14 protein-coding genes and 1 tRNA gene are annotated in these 12707 nt (G+C 65.7%); 7 read left to right on the top strand and 8 right to left on the bottom strand.

All coding sequences use genetic code 11. The features are described from left to right. Positions 1-225: 225 nt before the first annotated feature. From VSX77_RS07940 to VSX77_RS07915, 6 genes are all read left to right on the top strand, one after another. The gene (locus VSX77_RS07940; RefSeq protein WP_338427101.1) at positions 226-738 is read left to right on the top strand and encodes a flagella basal body P-ring formation protein FlgA; all 513 of its coding nucleotides are present in this window, start codon (positions 226-228) and stop codon (positions 736-738) included. 169 nt (positions 739-907) lie between these two features. Beyond that, the gene (gene flgM, locus VSX77_RS07935) at positions 908-1207 is read left to right on the top strand and encodes a flagellar biosynthesis anti-sigma factor FlgM (protein ID WP_338427100.1); all 300 of its coding nucleotides are present in this window, start codon (positions 908-910) and stop codon (positions 1205-1207) included. Continuing rightward, complete coding sequence (locus VSX77_RS07930) at positions 1204-1512, top strand: hypothetical protein (protein ID WP_338427099.1); 309 nt, start codon at positions 1204-1206, stop codon at positions 1510-1512. The genes flgM and VSX77_RS07930 overlap by 4 nt, the downstream gene beginning before the upstream one ends. A 73-nt stretch (positions 1513-1585) precedes the next feature. Then, complete coding sequence (locus VSX77_RS07925; protein WP_338427098.1) at positions 1586-2416, top strand: transglycosylase SLT domain-containing protein; 831 nt, start codon at positions 1586-1588, stop codon at positions 2414-2416. Then, a complete protein-coding gene (gene flhA / locus VSX77_RS07920) occupies positions 2413-4536 on the top strand; it encodes a flagellar biosynthesis protein FlhA (protein ID WP_338427097.1) in 2124 nt (707 codons plus the stop codon). Before VSX77_RS07925 ends, flhA begins: the two co-directional genes overlap by 4 nt. Continuing rightward, a complete protein-coding gene (locus tag VSX77_RS07915; RefSeq protein WP_338427096.1) occupies positions 4526-5272 on the top strand; it encodes a sigma-70 family RNA polymerase sigma factor in 747 nt (248 codons plus the stop codon). The genes flhA and VSX77_RS07915 overlap by 11 nt, the downstream gene beginning before the upstream one ends. A gap of 52 nt (positions 5273-5324) precedes the next feature. Here VSX77_RS07915 and VSX77_RS07910 read toward each other — a convergent pair whose 3' ends face one another. The 8 genes from VSX77_RS07910 to VSX77_RS07875 form a co-directional block, all read right to left on the bottom strand. After that, positions 5325-5828 (bottom strand): MarR family transcriptional regulator, encoded by a 504-nt coding sequence (locus VSX77_RS07910; RefSeq protein ID WP_338427095.1) that lies wholly within the window; start codon positions 5826-5828, stop codon positions 5325-5327. A gap of 26 nt (positions 5829-5854) precedes the next feature. After that, a complete protein-coding gene (locus tag VSX77_RS07905; protein WP_338427094.1) occupies positions 5855-6268 on the bottom strand; it encodes a hypothetical protein in 414 nt (137 codons plus the stop codon). A gap of 26 nt (positions 6269-6294) precedes the next feature. Beyond that, positions 6295-6420: a hypothetical protein gene (locus tag VSX77_RS07900; RefSeq protein WP_338427093.1), complete on the bottom strand. Its 126-nt coding sequence runs from the start codon at positions 6418-6420 to the stop codon at positions 6295-6297. Positions 6421-6481: 61 nt separating this feature from the next. Then, positions 6482-6982: a response regulator transcription factor gene (locus VSX77_RS07895; protein WP_338427092.1), complete on the bottom strand. Its 501-nt coding sequence runs from the start codon at positions 6980-6982 to the stop codon at positions 6482-6484. A gap of 219 nt (positions 6983-7201) precedes the next feature. Next, entirely contained in the window at positions 7202-8791 is a 1590-nt protein-coding gene (locus tag VSX77_RS07890; protein WP_338427091.1) for an acyl-CoA dehydrogenase family protein, read from the bottom strand. Further along, entirely contained in the window at positions 8791-10005 is a 1215-nt protein-coding gene (locus VSX77_RS07885) for an acetyl-CoA C-acetyltransferase (protein ID WP_338427090.1), read from the bottom strand. Before VSX77_RS07885 ends, VSX77_RS07890 begins: the two co-directional genes overlap by 1 nt. A gap of 157 nt (positions 10006-10162) precedes the next feature. Continuing rightward, a complete protein-coding gene (locus tag VSX77_RS07880; protein ID WP_338427089.1) occupies positions 10163-11359 on the bottom strand; it encodes a CoA transferase in 1197 nt (398 codons plus the stop codon). 52 nt (positions 11360-11411) lie between these two features. After that, positions 11412-11488 (bottom strand) — tRNA-Arg (locus VSX77_RS07875). A gap of 136 nt (positions 11489-11624) precedes the next feature. On the opposite strand from VSX77_RS07875, the gene VSX77_RS07870 reads away from it, so the two are divergent. Further along, positions 11625-12659 carry a YeiH family protein gene (locus VSX77_RS07870; RefSeq protein ID WP_422397312.1) on the top strand — a complete coding sequence of 345 codons (1035 nt, stop codon included), beginning with the start codon at positions 11625-11627 and terminating at the stop codon, positions 12657-12659. Positions 12660-12707 lie beyond the last annotated feature (48 nt).

Below are 12707 nucleotides of genomic sequence, written 5' to 3'. Positions count from 1 at the left end.
GCACCGACGCGCGGAAAAACACCCAAGCCAAAATGCAATGGTTGTGCCAAAAGCGTTTTTGTCATATTTTTCAATATTTTAATTTAACAGAGAGACGGCGGATCTGCGGCGTCGTCAAAAAACCGACGCGGCAGCGCAGCGCCACGGCAAACACGGCCAGCAGCGGCGGCTGGCACGCTTCGTGCATTTCACTGGGCCAGCAATCCGGATCGAAGGAGACGAACCTTGTCCCGCAGAATTTTCGCGGCGCTTGTCGCAAGCACCATCGCCGCCCCGGTCGCCGCGCAAGGCCAGGGGGCGAGTGAGGACTGGCAGGCAATCGACGCGCTGACCGCCACCGTTGCCAACGCGCTCGGCCGCACCGCGACTCCCGTCGATCGCCGCATCAAGCTTGCCCGTTGCCCCGAACCGGCCACGGTCAGCGCCATCGATGCCAATACGCTCGCGGTGCGCTGCGCTCCGCTCGGCTGGCGCCTGCGCGTCGCGATGACGGGGTCTGCCGGGGCGGGGTCACCGACTGCCGCATCCTTCGCGCGCCCGGCGCCGAGCGCGCCGGTGATCCGCCGCGGCGACAACGTCCGCGTGACAATCGACACGCCAAGCTATTCGATCGGCTATGCCGCAATCGCGGTCGAGGACGGCCGGATCGGCGAAACGATTGCGCTGCACGGCAGCGACCGCAAATCGACGTTGAGTGCCACCGTTACCGGCCCGGGCGCCGCGCGCATCGACAACTGACAAGAGGCGCTCTCGCGCGAACGGCCTGGTCGCCGTCGGCTTTCCGACGCGCCCGGGCCTTTCTTTTGTCTTTTTTGCAGGTGGCGCCCTTAATCCTCCTGGTAATGCACCGTTAAAGCCTTCGTGAAGCGCGTCGTCACTTTTCTGACGGCGCCCGATGGAGGCATTTATGTCGGGTGACAGCAAGATCGGACCCGCCAGCGGCATCGCCCGCACCGGACCGCTGCGCCGGGTCGCCAGCGAGGCGATCGCATCGGCGCACGCACCCGCCGAGGTACGCGCGGCGGCGGACAATATGCCCGCTGCGCGGCTGACGCGTCTGTCGAACAGTCTCGCCGATCAGCCGCCTCCGGTCGACATCGCGCGCGTCGCCGCCCTCCGGACGGCGATCGCGAGCGGCAATTATAGCGTCCACCCTGCGATCATCGCCAGCGCGATGCTCGACTTCCATGGCCGCGGTGGCGAATGATGCTGGCAGCGATGGATGAGGTGCAGGCGCGGCTCGATGCGTTGATCGGCGCGCTCGACGGACATGACGCAGGCGCGATCATTGCCGCAACCGAAGCGCTTGCGACCGCGGTGATTCTGTTTCGCGGAACTCCGATCCCGCCCGGGAGCGAGCATCGCGCGCGGACGCTGATCGGGCAGACGCTCGGCCAGCTCGAAGCCGCCGCGACGCGCGTCAATATCCTGAAGGACTGGACGCGTCAGCGGATTGACAGAAGCCACGAAATCCGTGGCACCCGGCCTGGTGGATTGGCCTTAAGCTATTGATATAGATATAGCAAAAGGCACTTTTTACGAAATGGCATGATGATTGCTTTGGGTCTGCTGAACCAGCGGAACCATGACAATGAACGCCATCAACACCCCCCAGGGCTCCGCCCGCATCGCCGCTCCGGTGCTCGACGCGGTACAGCGCGCCTCGGCGCGCACCGGGATCGATTTCGACTATCTGTTCGACGTCGCGCGGGTGGAAAGCGGTTATAATCCGAACGCGAAGGCGTCGACCTCGTCGGCGCGCGGCCTATATCAGTTCACCAAGCAGACGTGGCTCGCGACGCTCGAGCGGCATGGCGCGAACCACGGCCTTGCCTGGGCCGCCGACGCGATCGGTCGCGATGCGTCGGGCCGCCTGTCGGTCGCCGACCCGGTGCTGCGCGATCAGATTTTCGCGCTGCGCGACGATCCCGTCGCCGCATCGACGATGGCCGCGGCGCTGACCGGCGACAATCGCACCTATCTGGAAAGCCGGATCGGCCGCAGCGCCGAACCCGTCGACCTGTATCTCGCGCATTTCCTGGGATCGGGCGGTGCCGCCAAGTTCCTCACCGCGCTCGCCGCCGATCCCGACCAGCCCGGCGCGCCGATGATGCCCGAGGCGGCGGCCGCGAACCGTTCGGTCTTTTATGCCGGCGACGGCAGTATGCGCAGCCTTGCCGAGATCCGCGACCGGTTTCGCGCAAAGCTCGAGGACGGCGGCAAGACGGAAAATATGAAACCCTATGCCCCGCAGGGCTGGCTTGCACAGGCAAGCAGCTCGAGCGGCATGGCGAAGGGCGGCGGGCGCCCGCCGCTCCAGATGATGGATATCCAGCCTATGCCCAAAAAGCTCTCGATGGGCTTTGCCGCCGACGCCTATCGCCGGCTTGCCTCGCTCGGCGGAGGCGCGGCATGACCGTCGGCTTCGACCTTCGCAATATCGGCCGTATCGCCGGCGCCTCGGCGCTGCCGGCGGGGATGCTGATCCTCGTCGCGCTGATGGTGATCCCCGTCTCGCCGCTCATCCTCGATATCAGCTTCGTCGCGAACATCATGATCAGCTTGCTGATCCTGATGGTCGCGTTGCAGGCATCGAAGCCGCTCGATTTTTCGGCCTTTCCGACGGTGCTGCTGCTCGCAACCCTGTTCCGCCTGGCGCTCAACGTCGCGTCGACGCGCGTCGTGCTCGTCAGCGGTCACGAGGGCACAGCGGCGGCGGGGCATGTGATCGAAGCGTTCGGCCAGGTGCTGATCGGCGGCGATTATGTTGTCGGCCTGTTCGTTTTCGTCGTGCTGATGATCATCAACCTGATCGTCATCACCAAGGGCGCAGGCCGCGTATCCGAAGTATCGGCGCGCTTCACGCTCGACGCGCTGCCCGGCAAGCAGATGGCGATCGACGCCGACCTGAACGCCGGGCTGCTCACCCCCGAAGAGGCCAAGGCGCGCCGCATCGAGGTTGGCACCGAGGCCGATTTCTACGGCTCGATGGATGGTGCGTCGAAATTTGTGAAGGGCGACGCCGTCGCGGGCCTTTTGATCCTGTTCGTCAACATCGTCGGCGGACTGATCCTCGGCATGTTCAGCCACGGCCTCAGCCTGTCCGAGGCGGGCGCGACCTATATCACGCTGGCGATCGGCGACGCGCTCGTCGCGCAGATCCCCGCGCTCCTGCTGTCGATCGCCGCCGCGGCGATCGTCACCCGCGTCGCGTCGCCCTTCGACCTCAGCGGCCAGATCGGCAGCCAATTCTCTTCGCCGCTCATCTGGACCGCGGTTGGCGGCATTCTTTTCATTCTCGGCCTCGTCCCCGCGATGCCGCAGATGCTGATCCTGCCCGCAGCGGCGCTGGCCTTCGCCATCGGCTGGCAGCTGCGCCGCGCCGAAGCGGCGGTCGCTGCCGCACCCGAACCGGTGGCGCCCGCGCCCGACCCGTCGCGCATCGAATGGGCCGACGTCAGCGACGCGAGCGCGTGCCAGCTCGAAATCGGCTACGCGCTCGTCGCCCTCGTCGACGACCGCAAGGGCGCGCCGCTGATGACGCGGATTACCGGCATCCGCCGTCAATTGTCGAAAGAGCTGGGGTTCGTCATCCCGCCGGTGAAGGTCACCGATGACCTGTCGCTGCCCGGCAATGTCTATCGCATCTCGGTCGCAGGGGTGATCGTCGGCGAGGACGAGGTTTTCCCCAACGAAATGCTCGCGCTCGATTCGGGCGATCTTGTGCGCCAGGTGACCGGACGCCCGTGCAAGGATCCGACTTTCGGCCTCGACGCGCTCTGGATTCCAAAGACGGCACAGAATGACGCGATCGCCGCAGGCTATACCGTCGTCGATCCGGCGACCGTGGTCGCCACCCACCTCAACAACAGCATCGTCGGCGCCGCCGCCGAACTGTTCGGCATCGACGATGCGCAGGCACTGATCGACAATCTGAAGACGCATTACCCGCAGCTCGCGCAGAATCTGTCGCCGCAGGGCTATGCACTGCCGCGCGTCGCCAGCCTTTGCAAATCGCTGCTCGTCGAGCGCGTGCCGCTGCGCGATTTCCGCAAGATTGCCGAAGCGATGGTTGCCTTGTCGGCGCAGCAGCTCGGTGAAAGCGACCTCGTCGAAGCGGTGCGCCAGCGTATCGGCGCGCTGATCGTCCAGACGATCGTGCCGAGCCGGATGCCACTGCCGGTCGTGACCTTCAGCCCCGAGGTCGAAGTGCTGCTCAACCAGGCTGTGCGCGCCAATCCCGCCGCCGAATGGCCGTTCGAGCATGGCATGGCGATGAAGATCATCGAACAGGTCGGACAGGCGGTCGAACCGCTGCTGCTCTCGACGCGCAGCTTTGCGCTCGTCGCCTCGCCGATCTGCCGCTCGGCGCTCTCGCGCCTCGTGCGCGCCACCTTCCCCGACGTTGCCGTCATCTCCTACCTCGAGATTCCGGCGACCAAGCAGACCGAAATCGTCGCGACGATCGGCGCCGACGTGCCGCGCCTCGCGCCCGGGCCCGATGCCCATATGGAGGATCAGATACATGAGAATTGAGTCCGCCGAGCAATTTGGCGGCGCGACCGGACGCGCGCTGCGCCCGCAGGGCTATGGCGAAAGCGTCGACGCGCTGGTCGAGGAATATGCCCCGCTCGTCCGGAAGATCGCGTGGCAGGTGTTCTCGCGCGTGTCGCGGACGAGCGAACTCGACGACCTCATCCAGACCGGGCTGATCGCACTCATCGAGGCGAGCCGCCATTATGAGGAACGCGGCTTCGCCTTTGCGACCTATGCCTCGACGCGCATTCGCGGCGCGATGATCGACCAGCTCCGCCGCGAAGCCGACGTCGGCCGGTCGGCGATGGTCGCCGCCAAGCGGCTCCAGGCGACGCGCGCCGCGCTCGAACAGCAATTGCTGCGCGCGCCGAGCGCGGCCGAAATGGCGGTCGCGCTCGACATGGCGGCCGAGGATTATTTCGCGCTAGAACGCAATGCGACGCACGGCCGTTCGACCTCGCTCGACGAGTTGACCGAGATCGGGGCCTTCCTCGCCGCCGACGAAGATGCGGGCGCCGACGAGCGCTGCGAGCAGGAGGATCTGATGGGCGCGCTGCGCCAATGCGTCGGCCGCCTGTCCGAACGCGAGCAGATGGTGCTCCAGCTCTATTTTTTCGAAGAGCTCAACCTCCACGAAATCGGCCTGACGCTCGACGTCAGCGCGGCGCGCATCTGCCAGATCAAGCGCGAGGCGATGATCAAGGTCGAACGCATGATGCGCGAGATCACCGAATAGGAAATGACCGGGCGCGGCGCGCGGCCCCATGCGCCGCGTCCGGCCCGAGGGATTAAGCCGCCAGCGTTTGTCCGCCCTGCCGGGCCGAGCCGATCTTTTTGAAATAGGACGCCATGCGCTCGGTCCCGATATCGGTCAGGCGGACGAGTGTCCGTCGGCGGTCGCGCTCGTCGATCGATCGATGGACAAGCCCGCAGTGTTCGAGCAGCGCGATCATGCGCAGCCCCGACGACAGCGGAACGCCCGCGCCCGTGGCAAGGTCGCTGGCGCTGAGCATGCGGCCGTGGGCGCTCGCCAGCATCAGGTCGAGCATCATGTCCCACGCCGGGCCCGACATGTCGGCACCGCCGAAATGAACGCGGCGAATACGCCGGATCTCGATGCTGTATGCCAGCTGATCGAGCAGTGCGGCGTCGGCCGCCGTTTCACTCCGCGTTTCCATCGCGGAATGGCGCAACGCCGCTGGCGCTTCGTCGCGGCGGCTTGCCAACAGATCGTGGATCTGATCGACCCGTGATTTCAGGTCGGCAATTTCCTGGTTCGAGAATTGCTGCATTGTGACAACACCCCTGGGAGCCACCGCTAAGCCGCAATTTCCTCTCGCCGACCCGACGATCCCGATGCGTAGATGATCAGCAACAGGATCGGATAGGATATATACATCGACAGCAGCGAATAAGGCCGCGCCAATATCTCCACGAACATCAGTTTCTGGATATGGCCGAAAATGGCGATCAGCTGCCACCCGGTGATCCAATATGGCCAGAAACGCTGCGTCCGAAGGGCCGTGAACCAGAAGCTCAGGAGCACCAGGACGTCGATGATGAAGATATTGACCTCGATGTGAGTCCAGGTCGGAAAAGGATTCACGGCCGTCGTGAGGACCGAGGCGATCAAGGCCGTATAGGCTGCCCAACGCTCCAGCGTTCCTCCGCGCCGGATTGCGACGGCGACGGTAAACAGCAAAACAGCGTAGTAAATCGCGACGGACCACATATGTGGCAGTCAACCTTTCTTGCGGATCAGCCGGCCTTCGCGAAAGCCGACGCGTCGATGGCGTTGCGATCGTTGTCGCGTGAATCGATCCGCTTTGACTCCAGCGGCTTGACGCCCGCTTCTTTTGCCGCAGAAACTCGTTCGTTGAGCATTATCTTTTTCCTTGAAAAAGAATGCTACCGGTTTCCCCCCCGCAGCATTCGGTTCGAGCAGTCAAGTCAGAACGCGACCAAGTCCAACAAGGATCGAGTAGAGGGCGGAGAAGGCCAAGATCGTCGCAAACGCGATGAGGATCGGCCAAAGAATCCTTTCCATCAACCCATGCCGATTGACCGGCTGGGACGCGGTAGGAAATGGCGAACCAATATCGAAAAATCGCCGAAACGAACTGCGCCCCGGTCCGGCATCGGGGGCGGGGGGATCGTCGCCTAGGTCGATCAGTTGATATGTCAAAGGCTGATAAGGGGTAACATGGTCGAAAACACCGTTAACAGCGAGAATGCGCGCGGCTTCTATTCGATTGGAAACGTTGAGCTTTTTCAGCACGCGCCGCACCCGTTCATCGACGGTATGCGGCGAAACATTCATGATTCGCGCGATCTGCTTGGAGTTTTTATGTTCGTAAACGTGCCGCAGCGTTTCGATCTGCGCGGCCGAAAGCAGGCTGATGTAGGTGTCGGGAGCGCCTTGCACGGGCCTGGAATAGAGCATCATGAGTCGAAATCAAGATCGTCAGGGTCAATTCCTGTTTCCACCGTGCAATGATACGGTGACATGCAGAACGAGCGGCGCGATTCACTGTAACATCCGACTCTAACGCCAAGGCGTCGGATCAATTTGCGGGTTCGGAAAAGCGCTTAATCGGGATTCACCGTTCGAAGCTGGTGGTTTCATCGAGCGAGCTCGATCGGAGGCGCGATCGCGTGAATGGCCTCAGTTGCGGCCCTCGACCAGCCCGCGCGCGATCACCTGCGCCTGAATCTCGGCCGCACCTTCGAAGATGTTGAGGATGCGCGCGTCGCACAAAATGCGGCTGATTTCATATTCGAGCGCATAACCGTTGCCGCCATGAATCTGCAAACTGGCGTCGGCATTCGCCCACGCGGCGCGCGCGGCGAGCAGCTTCGCCATCCCCGCCTCGATGTCGCAGCGTTTGCCGCTGTCCTTCGCGCGCGCCGCGGCATAGCTCAGCTCGCGCGCCATCACGAAATCGACGAGGCTCATCGCCAGCTTGTCGGCGACGCGCGGGAAGGCGACGATTGCCCGGCCGAACTGCTTGCGGTTCATCGCATACTCGAGCCCCAGCTCAAGCGCGCGCCGCGCCACACCGACCGCGCGCGCCGCGGTCTGGATCCGCGCGCCTTCGAACGTGTGCATCAGCTGCTTGAACCCCTGCCCCTCCGCGCCGCCGAGCAGCGCGTCGGCGGGCGCGGTAAACCCATCGAACTGCAACGCATATTCGCGCATCCCGCGATAGCCGAGCACTGCAATCTCGCTCCCGCTCATGCCCGCGGCGGGAAAGGGATCGGCGTCGGTGCCGCGCGGCTTGGGGATGAGCAGCATCGACAGTCCGGCATAGCCCTTGGCATCGGGCAAGGTACGCGCGAGCAGGGTCATCAGGTCCGAGCGAGCGGCGTGGGTAATCCACGTCTTCGCGCCGTCGATGACCCAGCGGCCGTCCATGAACCGCGCGCGCGTCTGCAGCGAGCCGAGGTCCGATCCGACGTCGGGTTCGGTGAACACCGCGGTCGGCAGCACCTCCCCGCGCGCGATCTTCGGCAGCCATTCGGCTTTCTGCGCGTCGGTGCCGCCCGTCGCGATCAGCTCGCCCGCAATCTCCGAGCGCGTGCCGAGCGATCCCGCGCCGATCCAGCCACGCGACAATTCCTCGGTGACGAGGCACATCACCAGCTTCGACAGGCCGAGTCCGCCAAACTCCGCAGGAATGCACACGCCAAAGGTGCCAAGATCGGCCATCGCCTGCACCGTGGCATCGGGGATCAGCGCGTTGGCGAGGTGCCAGCGGTGCGCGTGCGGAATGATCTCGGCCTCGGTGAAGCGGCGAAACTGGCCGCGGATCGCGTCGAGCTCGGCGTCGTGCAACGTCTCGCTCGGCCAGTCGGCGCCCGCGAGCGCGCCGGCAACCTCCGCGCGCAGTGCGGCGTGGTCGGCATCGAGCAGCTCCGCGCAGCCCTCGGCAAGCGCGCGCGCTTCGGGACCAAGGCCAAGGTCGGCGGGGCGGAATATCTCATTCTGCCCCATCGGAAGCCCGCCGACGAGCTGGCCGATGCTTTCGGCGAAAGCGAGCTGCGCAATCGTGGCGTCGAGCGGGTTCGCATCCCGGCCGGCGTCGCGCCAGTCCAGCACGGCCTCCAGCGCCGCGACCGTCGTCGCGACCCACGCAAAGCCGTGCGCCGCGCGCTGTTCGTCATCGATCCGCCGCGCCGCCAGCCGTGCGGCGAGTGCCGCCTGCGTCGCGCCGCGGTAGGCCTGCGCCGCTTCCAAAGCGGAGCGCAAATCCATCACGCGGCGCGCTCGAAGATCGCGGCGATGCCCTGCCCGCCGCCGATGCACATCGTCTCCAGCCCATAGCGCCCGTCGCGGCGCACCAGTTCGCGCGTCAGATTGGCGAGGATGCGTCCACCCGTCGCGCCGATCGGGTGACCCAGCGAGATGCCCGACCCGTTGACGTTCAGTATGTCGTGGCGGCTGTCGTCGTCCGACCATCCCCAACCCTTGAGCACCGCGAGCACCTGCGGCGCAAAGGCTTCGTTGAGTTCGACAAGGTCGACGTCGCCCCAGCCGAGCCCGCTGCGCGCGAACAGCCGTTCGACCGCGGGGACCGGGCCGATGCCCATGCGGCTGGGGTCGCACCCTGCCGACGCCGCGCAGTGATACCAGGCGATCGGCTCCAGGCCGAGCTCATCGAGCTTGTCCTCGGCGACCACCAGGCACGCCGCGGCGGCGTCATTCTGCTGGCTCGCATTGCCCGCCGTCACGACGCCGCCCTCGAGCGCGCGCAATTTGCCGAGCGATTCCATGCTCGCGTCGGCGCGATAGCCTTCGTCATGCGCGAAGATCACAGGATCGCCCTTCTTCTGCGGCACGCTGACCGGCACCAGTTCGTCGTCGAACAGGCCGTTCGCCCACGCTGCCGCCGCGCGCTGGTGGCTGCACACCGCATAGGCGTCGGCCGCCTCGCGGCTGATACCATAATCCTTCGCCAGATTTTCGGCGGTTTCGATCATGCCGCTGATTACGCCGAAGCGTTCGACCGGCTGCGACATCAGCCGCCCGCGCGTCAGCCGGTCGTGGAGCGTCAGATTGCCCGCGCGCACCCCCTTGCGAATGTCGGTGCTGTAATGTTCGACGTTCGACATCGATTCGACGCCGCCCGCGACGACGACGTCGGCCATCCCCGTCTGGACCATCATCGCGGCGTTGACCACAGCCTGCAGCCCCGATCCACAGCGGCGGTCGAGCTGGTATCCCGGCACTTCGAGCGGCAGCCCCGCGGCCAGCCACGACCAGTGGCCGATCGCCGGCGCCTCGCCATTGCCATAGCCTTGCGAAAAGACGACGTCGTCGACGCGCGCGGGGTCGATTTTTGTCCGCTCGATCAGCGCCTTCAGGATCACCGCGCCGAGTTCGCCCGCAGTCATCGACGACAGCGCGCCCCCGAACTTGCCGACGGCGGTGCGGATCGGGGCGACAATGGCGGCGCGGCGCAGGGTCATTTCGAGTCTCCGGTTTCTGTTACATCACTTATTCTGTTCCCCCGCGAAGGCGGGGGTCCATCATCCGATCCTCGCGAGTTCCGGCAACGGTTGCTGCGGGACAAGAGGGCAGGTGATGGGCCCCCGCCTTCGCGGGGGATCACGAAGGGGCGGGTAATCAGGCCACACCGACAATTCCGGCGTCGATCAGACGGGCGATCTCGCCCGAGGAAAGCGAAAGGCGCGATGCCAGCACATCTTCGCTATGTTCGCCATTGCGCGGCGCGCTGGCGGGCGGCTGGCGTGTCGCGTGGGGCAAGGTCGCAAAGGCGCCGGCGGCGGGATAGGCAAAGCCGCTGGGGTTGTCGGCCGCGCCAAAGATCGGATTATCGGCAACGAGCGCCGGGTCCTGCACCGCCTCATACATCGTCCGATAGGGCGAATGGACGATCCCGCCCGCATCGAAAGCAGCGGCAAGGTCGGCATGGTCGCGCGCAGCGATCGCCGACTCGAACAGCGGATACAGCGCGTCGCGGTGCGTGAAACGAAGCCCATCGTCGGTTGCAAAGGAGACCCCGCACAACGCCTCGACCGCTGCAATTGCCTCACCAAGGTCTAGCGCGGCGACCAGATTCGCCCATTGCCGCGGCGTCACGACGACGATCATCGTCCGCCGTCCGTCGCGCGTCACGAAATCGCGCCCGAACAGGCCGTAAACCGCATTGCCGAGCCGCGGCCGGTTTTCGCCCGTGTAAAGCATCTCGGCCACCCCGCCCAGATTGGCAACCGTGCCGATCGCGACGTCGGACAGCGGAATGCGGACCTCACCGCCTTCGCCGGTGACGCTCCGCCGCTGGATCGCCGCGAGCAGCGCGAACGCCGCATAGGCGCCGGTGAGCAAGTCCCACGCGGGCAGCACATGGTTTACCGGATTGGGGCCCGCGCCGGTCAGCATCGGATAGCCGACCGCATTGTTCACCGTATAGTCGAGCGCGGGCGAGCCATTGGACCAGCCCATCACGCGCACGGTGATGAGGTCGACGCGACCCTCGGCGAGCGTATCGTGCGAGAGGAAGCCGCCCGCGGGAAAATTGGTGACGAACTGCCCCGTGGCGCGCACCAGCGCCTGCAAAAGCTCGCGCCCCTCCGCCCGGCCAAGGTCGAGCGCGACCGACTTTTTCGCGCGATTGAGATTTTCCCAATAGAGCGAGTCATTGTTCGCCGTCACCGGCCAGCGCCGGAAATCGGGACCACCGCCGATCTGGTCGACACGGATCACCTCGGCACCCATTTGCGCACAGTAAAGCCCGGCGGTCGGCGAGGCGACAAAGGAGGAGGCTTCGATCACCGACAGACCGGCCAAGAGGTCGTACATCCGGCGCCCGTCCCCCGCGCAGTCGCGGCCTTTGCAGCCGCTTACCACTATCTGGCGCACCCGAAGGGATTCGAACCCCTGGCCTCTGCCTTCGGAGGGCAGCGCTCTATCCAGCTGAGCTACGGGTGCTGATAGAGCGCGGCCTCTAGCAAGGCTGCGCCGCGCCAGCAATGGCCTATCGACCGGATCGCGCGGATATGCCAAGCGGAACGCGCGCGGGGGGAACAAGGGAGTGACGGTGAGAACAGCCGATCAACAATGGCCGATGGCCGCCGACCTGTATGGCGAGATGCAGCTCGAGGCGAACCCGCCCGCGCGGCGGCGCTGGCGCGATTTCGTGCCCGGCGTTCTTGTCACCGCCATCGCCGCGCTCGCCGCGGCGTGGCTCGCCGACCATTATGCCGCGCCGATCGTGCTGATGGGCCTGCTCATCGGACTCGCGCTGTCCTTTCTGTCGCAGGATGCGCGCACGCACGCCGGGCTCGACCTGATGTCGCAAACCGCGCTGCGCATCGGCATCGTGCTCGTCGGCGCGCGTATCACCGCGGTCCAGCTCGCCGAACTGGGACCGCTGCCCTTCCTGCTGCTCGCCCTCATCATGCTCGCGGTGATCCTTGTCACCGTCCTCAGCGCGCGCCTCTTTGCGCAGGATCGTCACGCCGCGCTGCTCGCAGGCGGCGCGACGGCGATCTGCGGGGCGTCGGCGGCGCTCGCGCTCTGGTCGCTGATCGGCGACCGGCGCGTCGATCAGGCGCGCTTCACCCTGACATTGGTCGGCATCACCGTCGCCAGCGCGCTCGCGATGACGCTTTATCCCGTGCTCGCGGCGCAGCTCGGGCTGACCGACGCGCAGGCGGGCTTCCTGATCGGCGCGTCGATCCACGACGTCGCGCAGGCGATCGGTGGCGGCTTTTCTTTCTCTCCGCAAGCAGGCGAGGTCGCGACGATCGTCAAGCTGACGCGCGTCGCGCTGCTCGCGCCGATGCTGATGCTCGTCGCGCTATGGCTCGGTCGTATGGGCGAGGCGGGCAGCACTTCGCGCATCCCGCTGCGTTTGCCGTGGTTCATCCTCGGCTTCCTCGCCGTGGTCGCGGTCAACTCGCTGGTCGCGATCCCTCGGCCGGTGCAGGATGGCGCGACGACGGGCGCGCAGGCGCTGCTGCTGCTCGCGATCGTCGCGACCGCGATGAAGGCGCGGCTGCACCTGCTGCTCGATCAGGGGTGGCAGAGTTTTGCGCCGATCATTGTCGCGACGCTGACCAGCTTCGTCCTGTCGCTCGGCGCGGCACTGCTGTTATGACGGCGTGACGTCAGGACAAGCAATTGTTTCCATTTACCTCGTCATTGC

This window comes from Sphingopyxis sp. TUF1, assembly GCF_036687315.1.
Classification (GTDB): domain Bacteria; phylum Pseudomonadota; class Alphaproteobacteria; order Sphingomonadales; family Sphingomonadaceae; genus Sphingopyxis; species Sphingopyxis kveilinensis.
This window is presented reverse-complemented; position numbering and strand designations above follow the sequence as displayed.

Coding starts and splice junctions, on each gene's coding strand:
- flgM (WP_338427100.1), top strand. CDS start 908: ATGTCGGGTGACAGCAAGATCGGACCCGCCAGCGGCATCGCCCGCACC.
- VSX77_RS07930 (WP_338427099.1), top strand. CDS start 1,204: ATGATGCTGGCAGCGATGGATGAGGTGCAGGCGCGGCTCGATGCGTTG.
- VSX77_RS07925 (WP_338427098.1), top strand. CDS start 1,586: ATGACAATGAACGCCATCAACACCCCCCAGGGCTCCGCCCGCATCGCC.
- flhA (WP_338427097.1), top strand. CDS start 2,413: ATGACCGTCGGCTTCGACCTTCGCAATATCGGCCGTATCGCCGGCGCC.
- VSX77_RS07915 (WP_338427096.1), top strand. CDS start 4,526: ATGAGAATTGAGTCCGCCGAGCAATTTGGCGGCGCGACCGGACGCGCG.
- VSX77_RS07910 (WP_338427095.1), bottom strand. CDS start 5,828: ATGCAGCAATTCTCGAACCAGGAAATTGCCGACCTGAAATCACGGGTC.
- VSX77_RS07905 (WP_338427094.1), bottom strand. CDS start 6,268: ATGTGGTCCGTCGCGATTTACTACGCTGTTTTGCTGTTTACCGTCGCC.
- VSX77_RS07900 (WP_338427093.1), bottom strand. CDS start 6,420: ATGCTCAACGAACGAGTTTCTGCGGCAAAAGAAGCGGGCGTCAAGCCG.
- VSX77_RS07895 (WP_338427092.1), bottom strand. CDS start 6,982: ATGATGCTCTATTCCAGGCCCGTGCAAGGCGCTCCCGACACCTACATC.
- VSX77_RS07890 (WP_338427091.1), bottom strand. CDS start 8,791: ATGGATTTGCGCTCCGCTTTGGAAGCGGCGCAGGCCTACCGCGGCGCG.
- VSX77_RS07885 (WP_338427090.1), bottom strand. CDS start 10,005: ATGACCCTGCGCCGCGCCGCCATTGTCGCCCCGATCCGCACCGCCGTC.
- VSX77_RS07880 (WP_338427089.1), bottom strand. CDS start 11,359: ATGTACGACCTCTTGGCCGGTCTGTCGGTGATCGAAGCCTCCTCCTTT.
- VSX77_RS07870 (WP_422397312.1), top strand. CDS start 11,625: ATGGCCGCCGACCTGTATGGCGAGATGCAGCTCGAGGCGAACCCGCCC.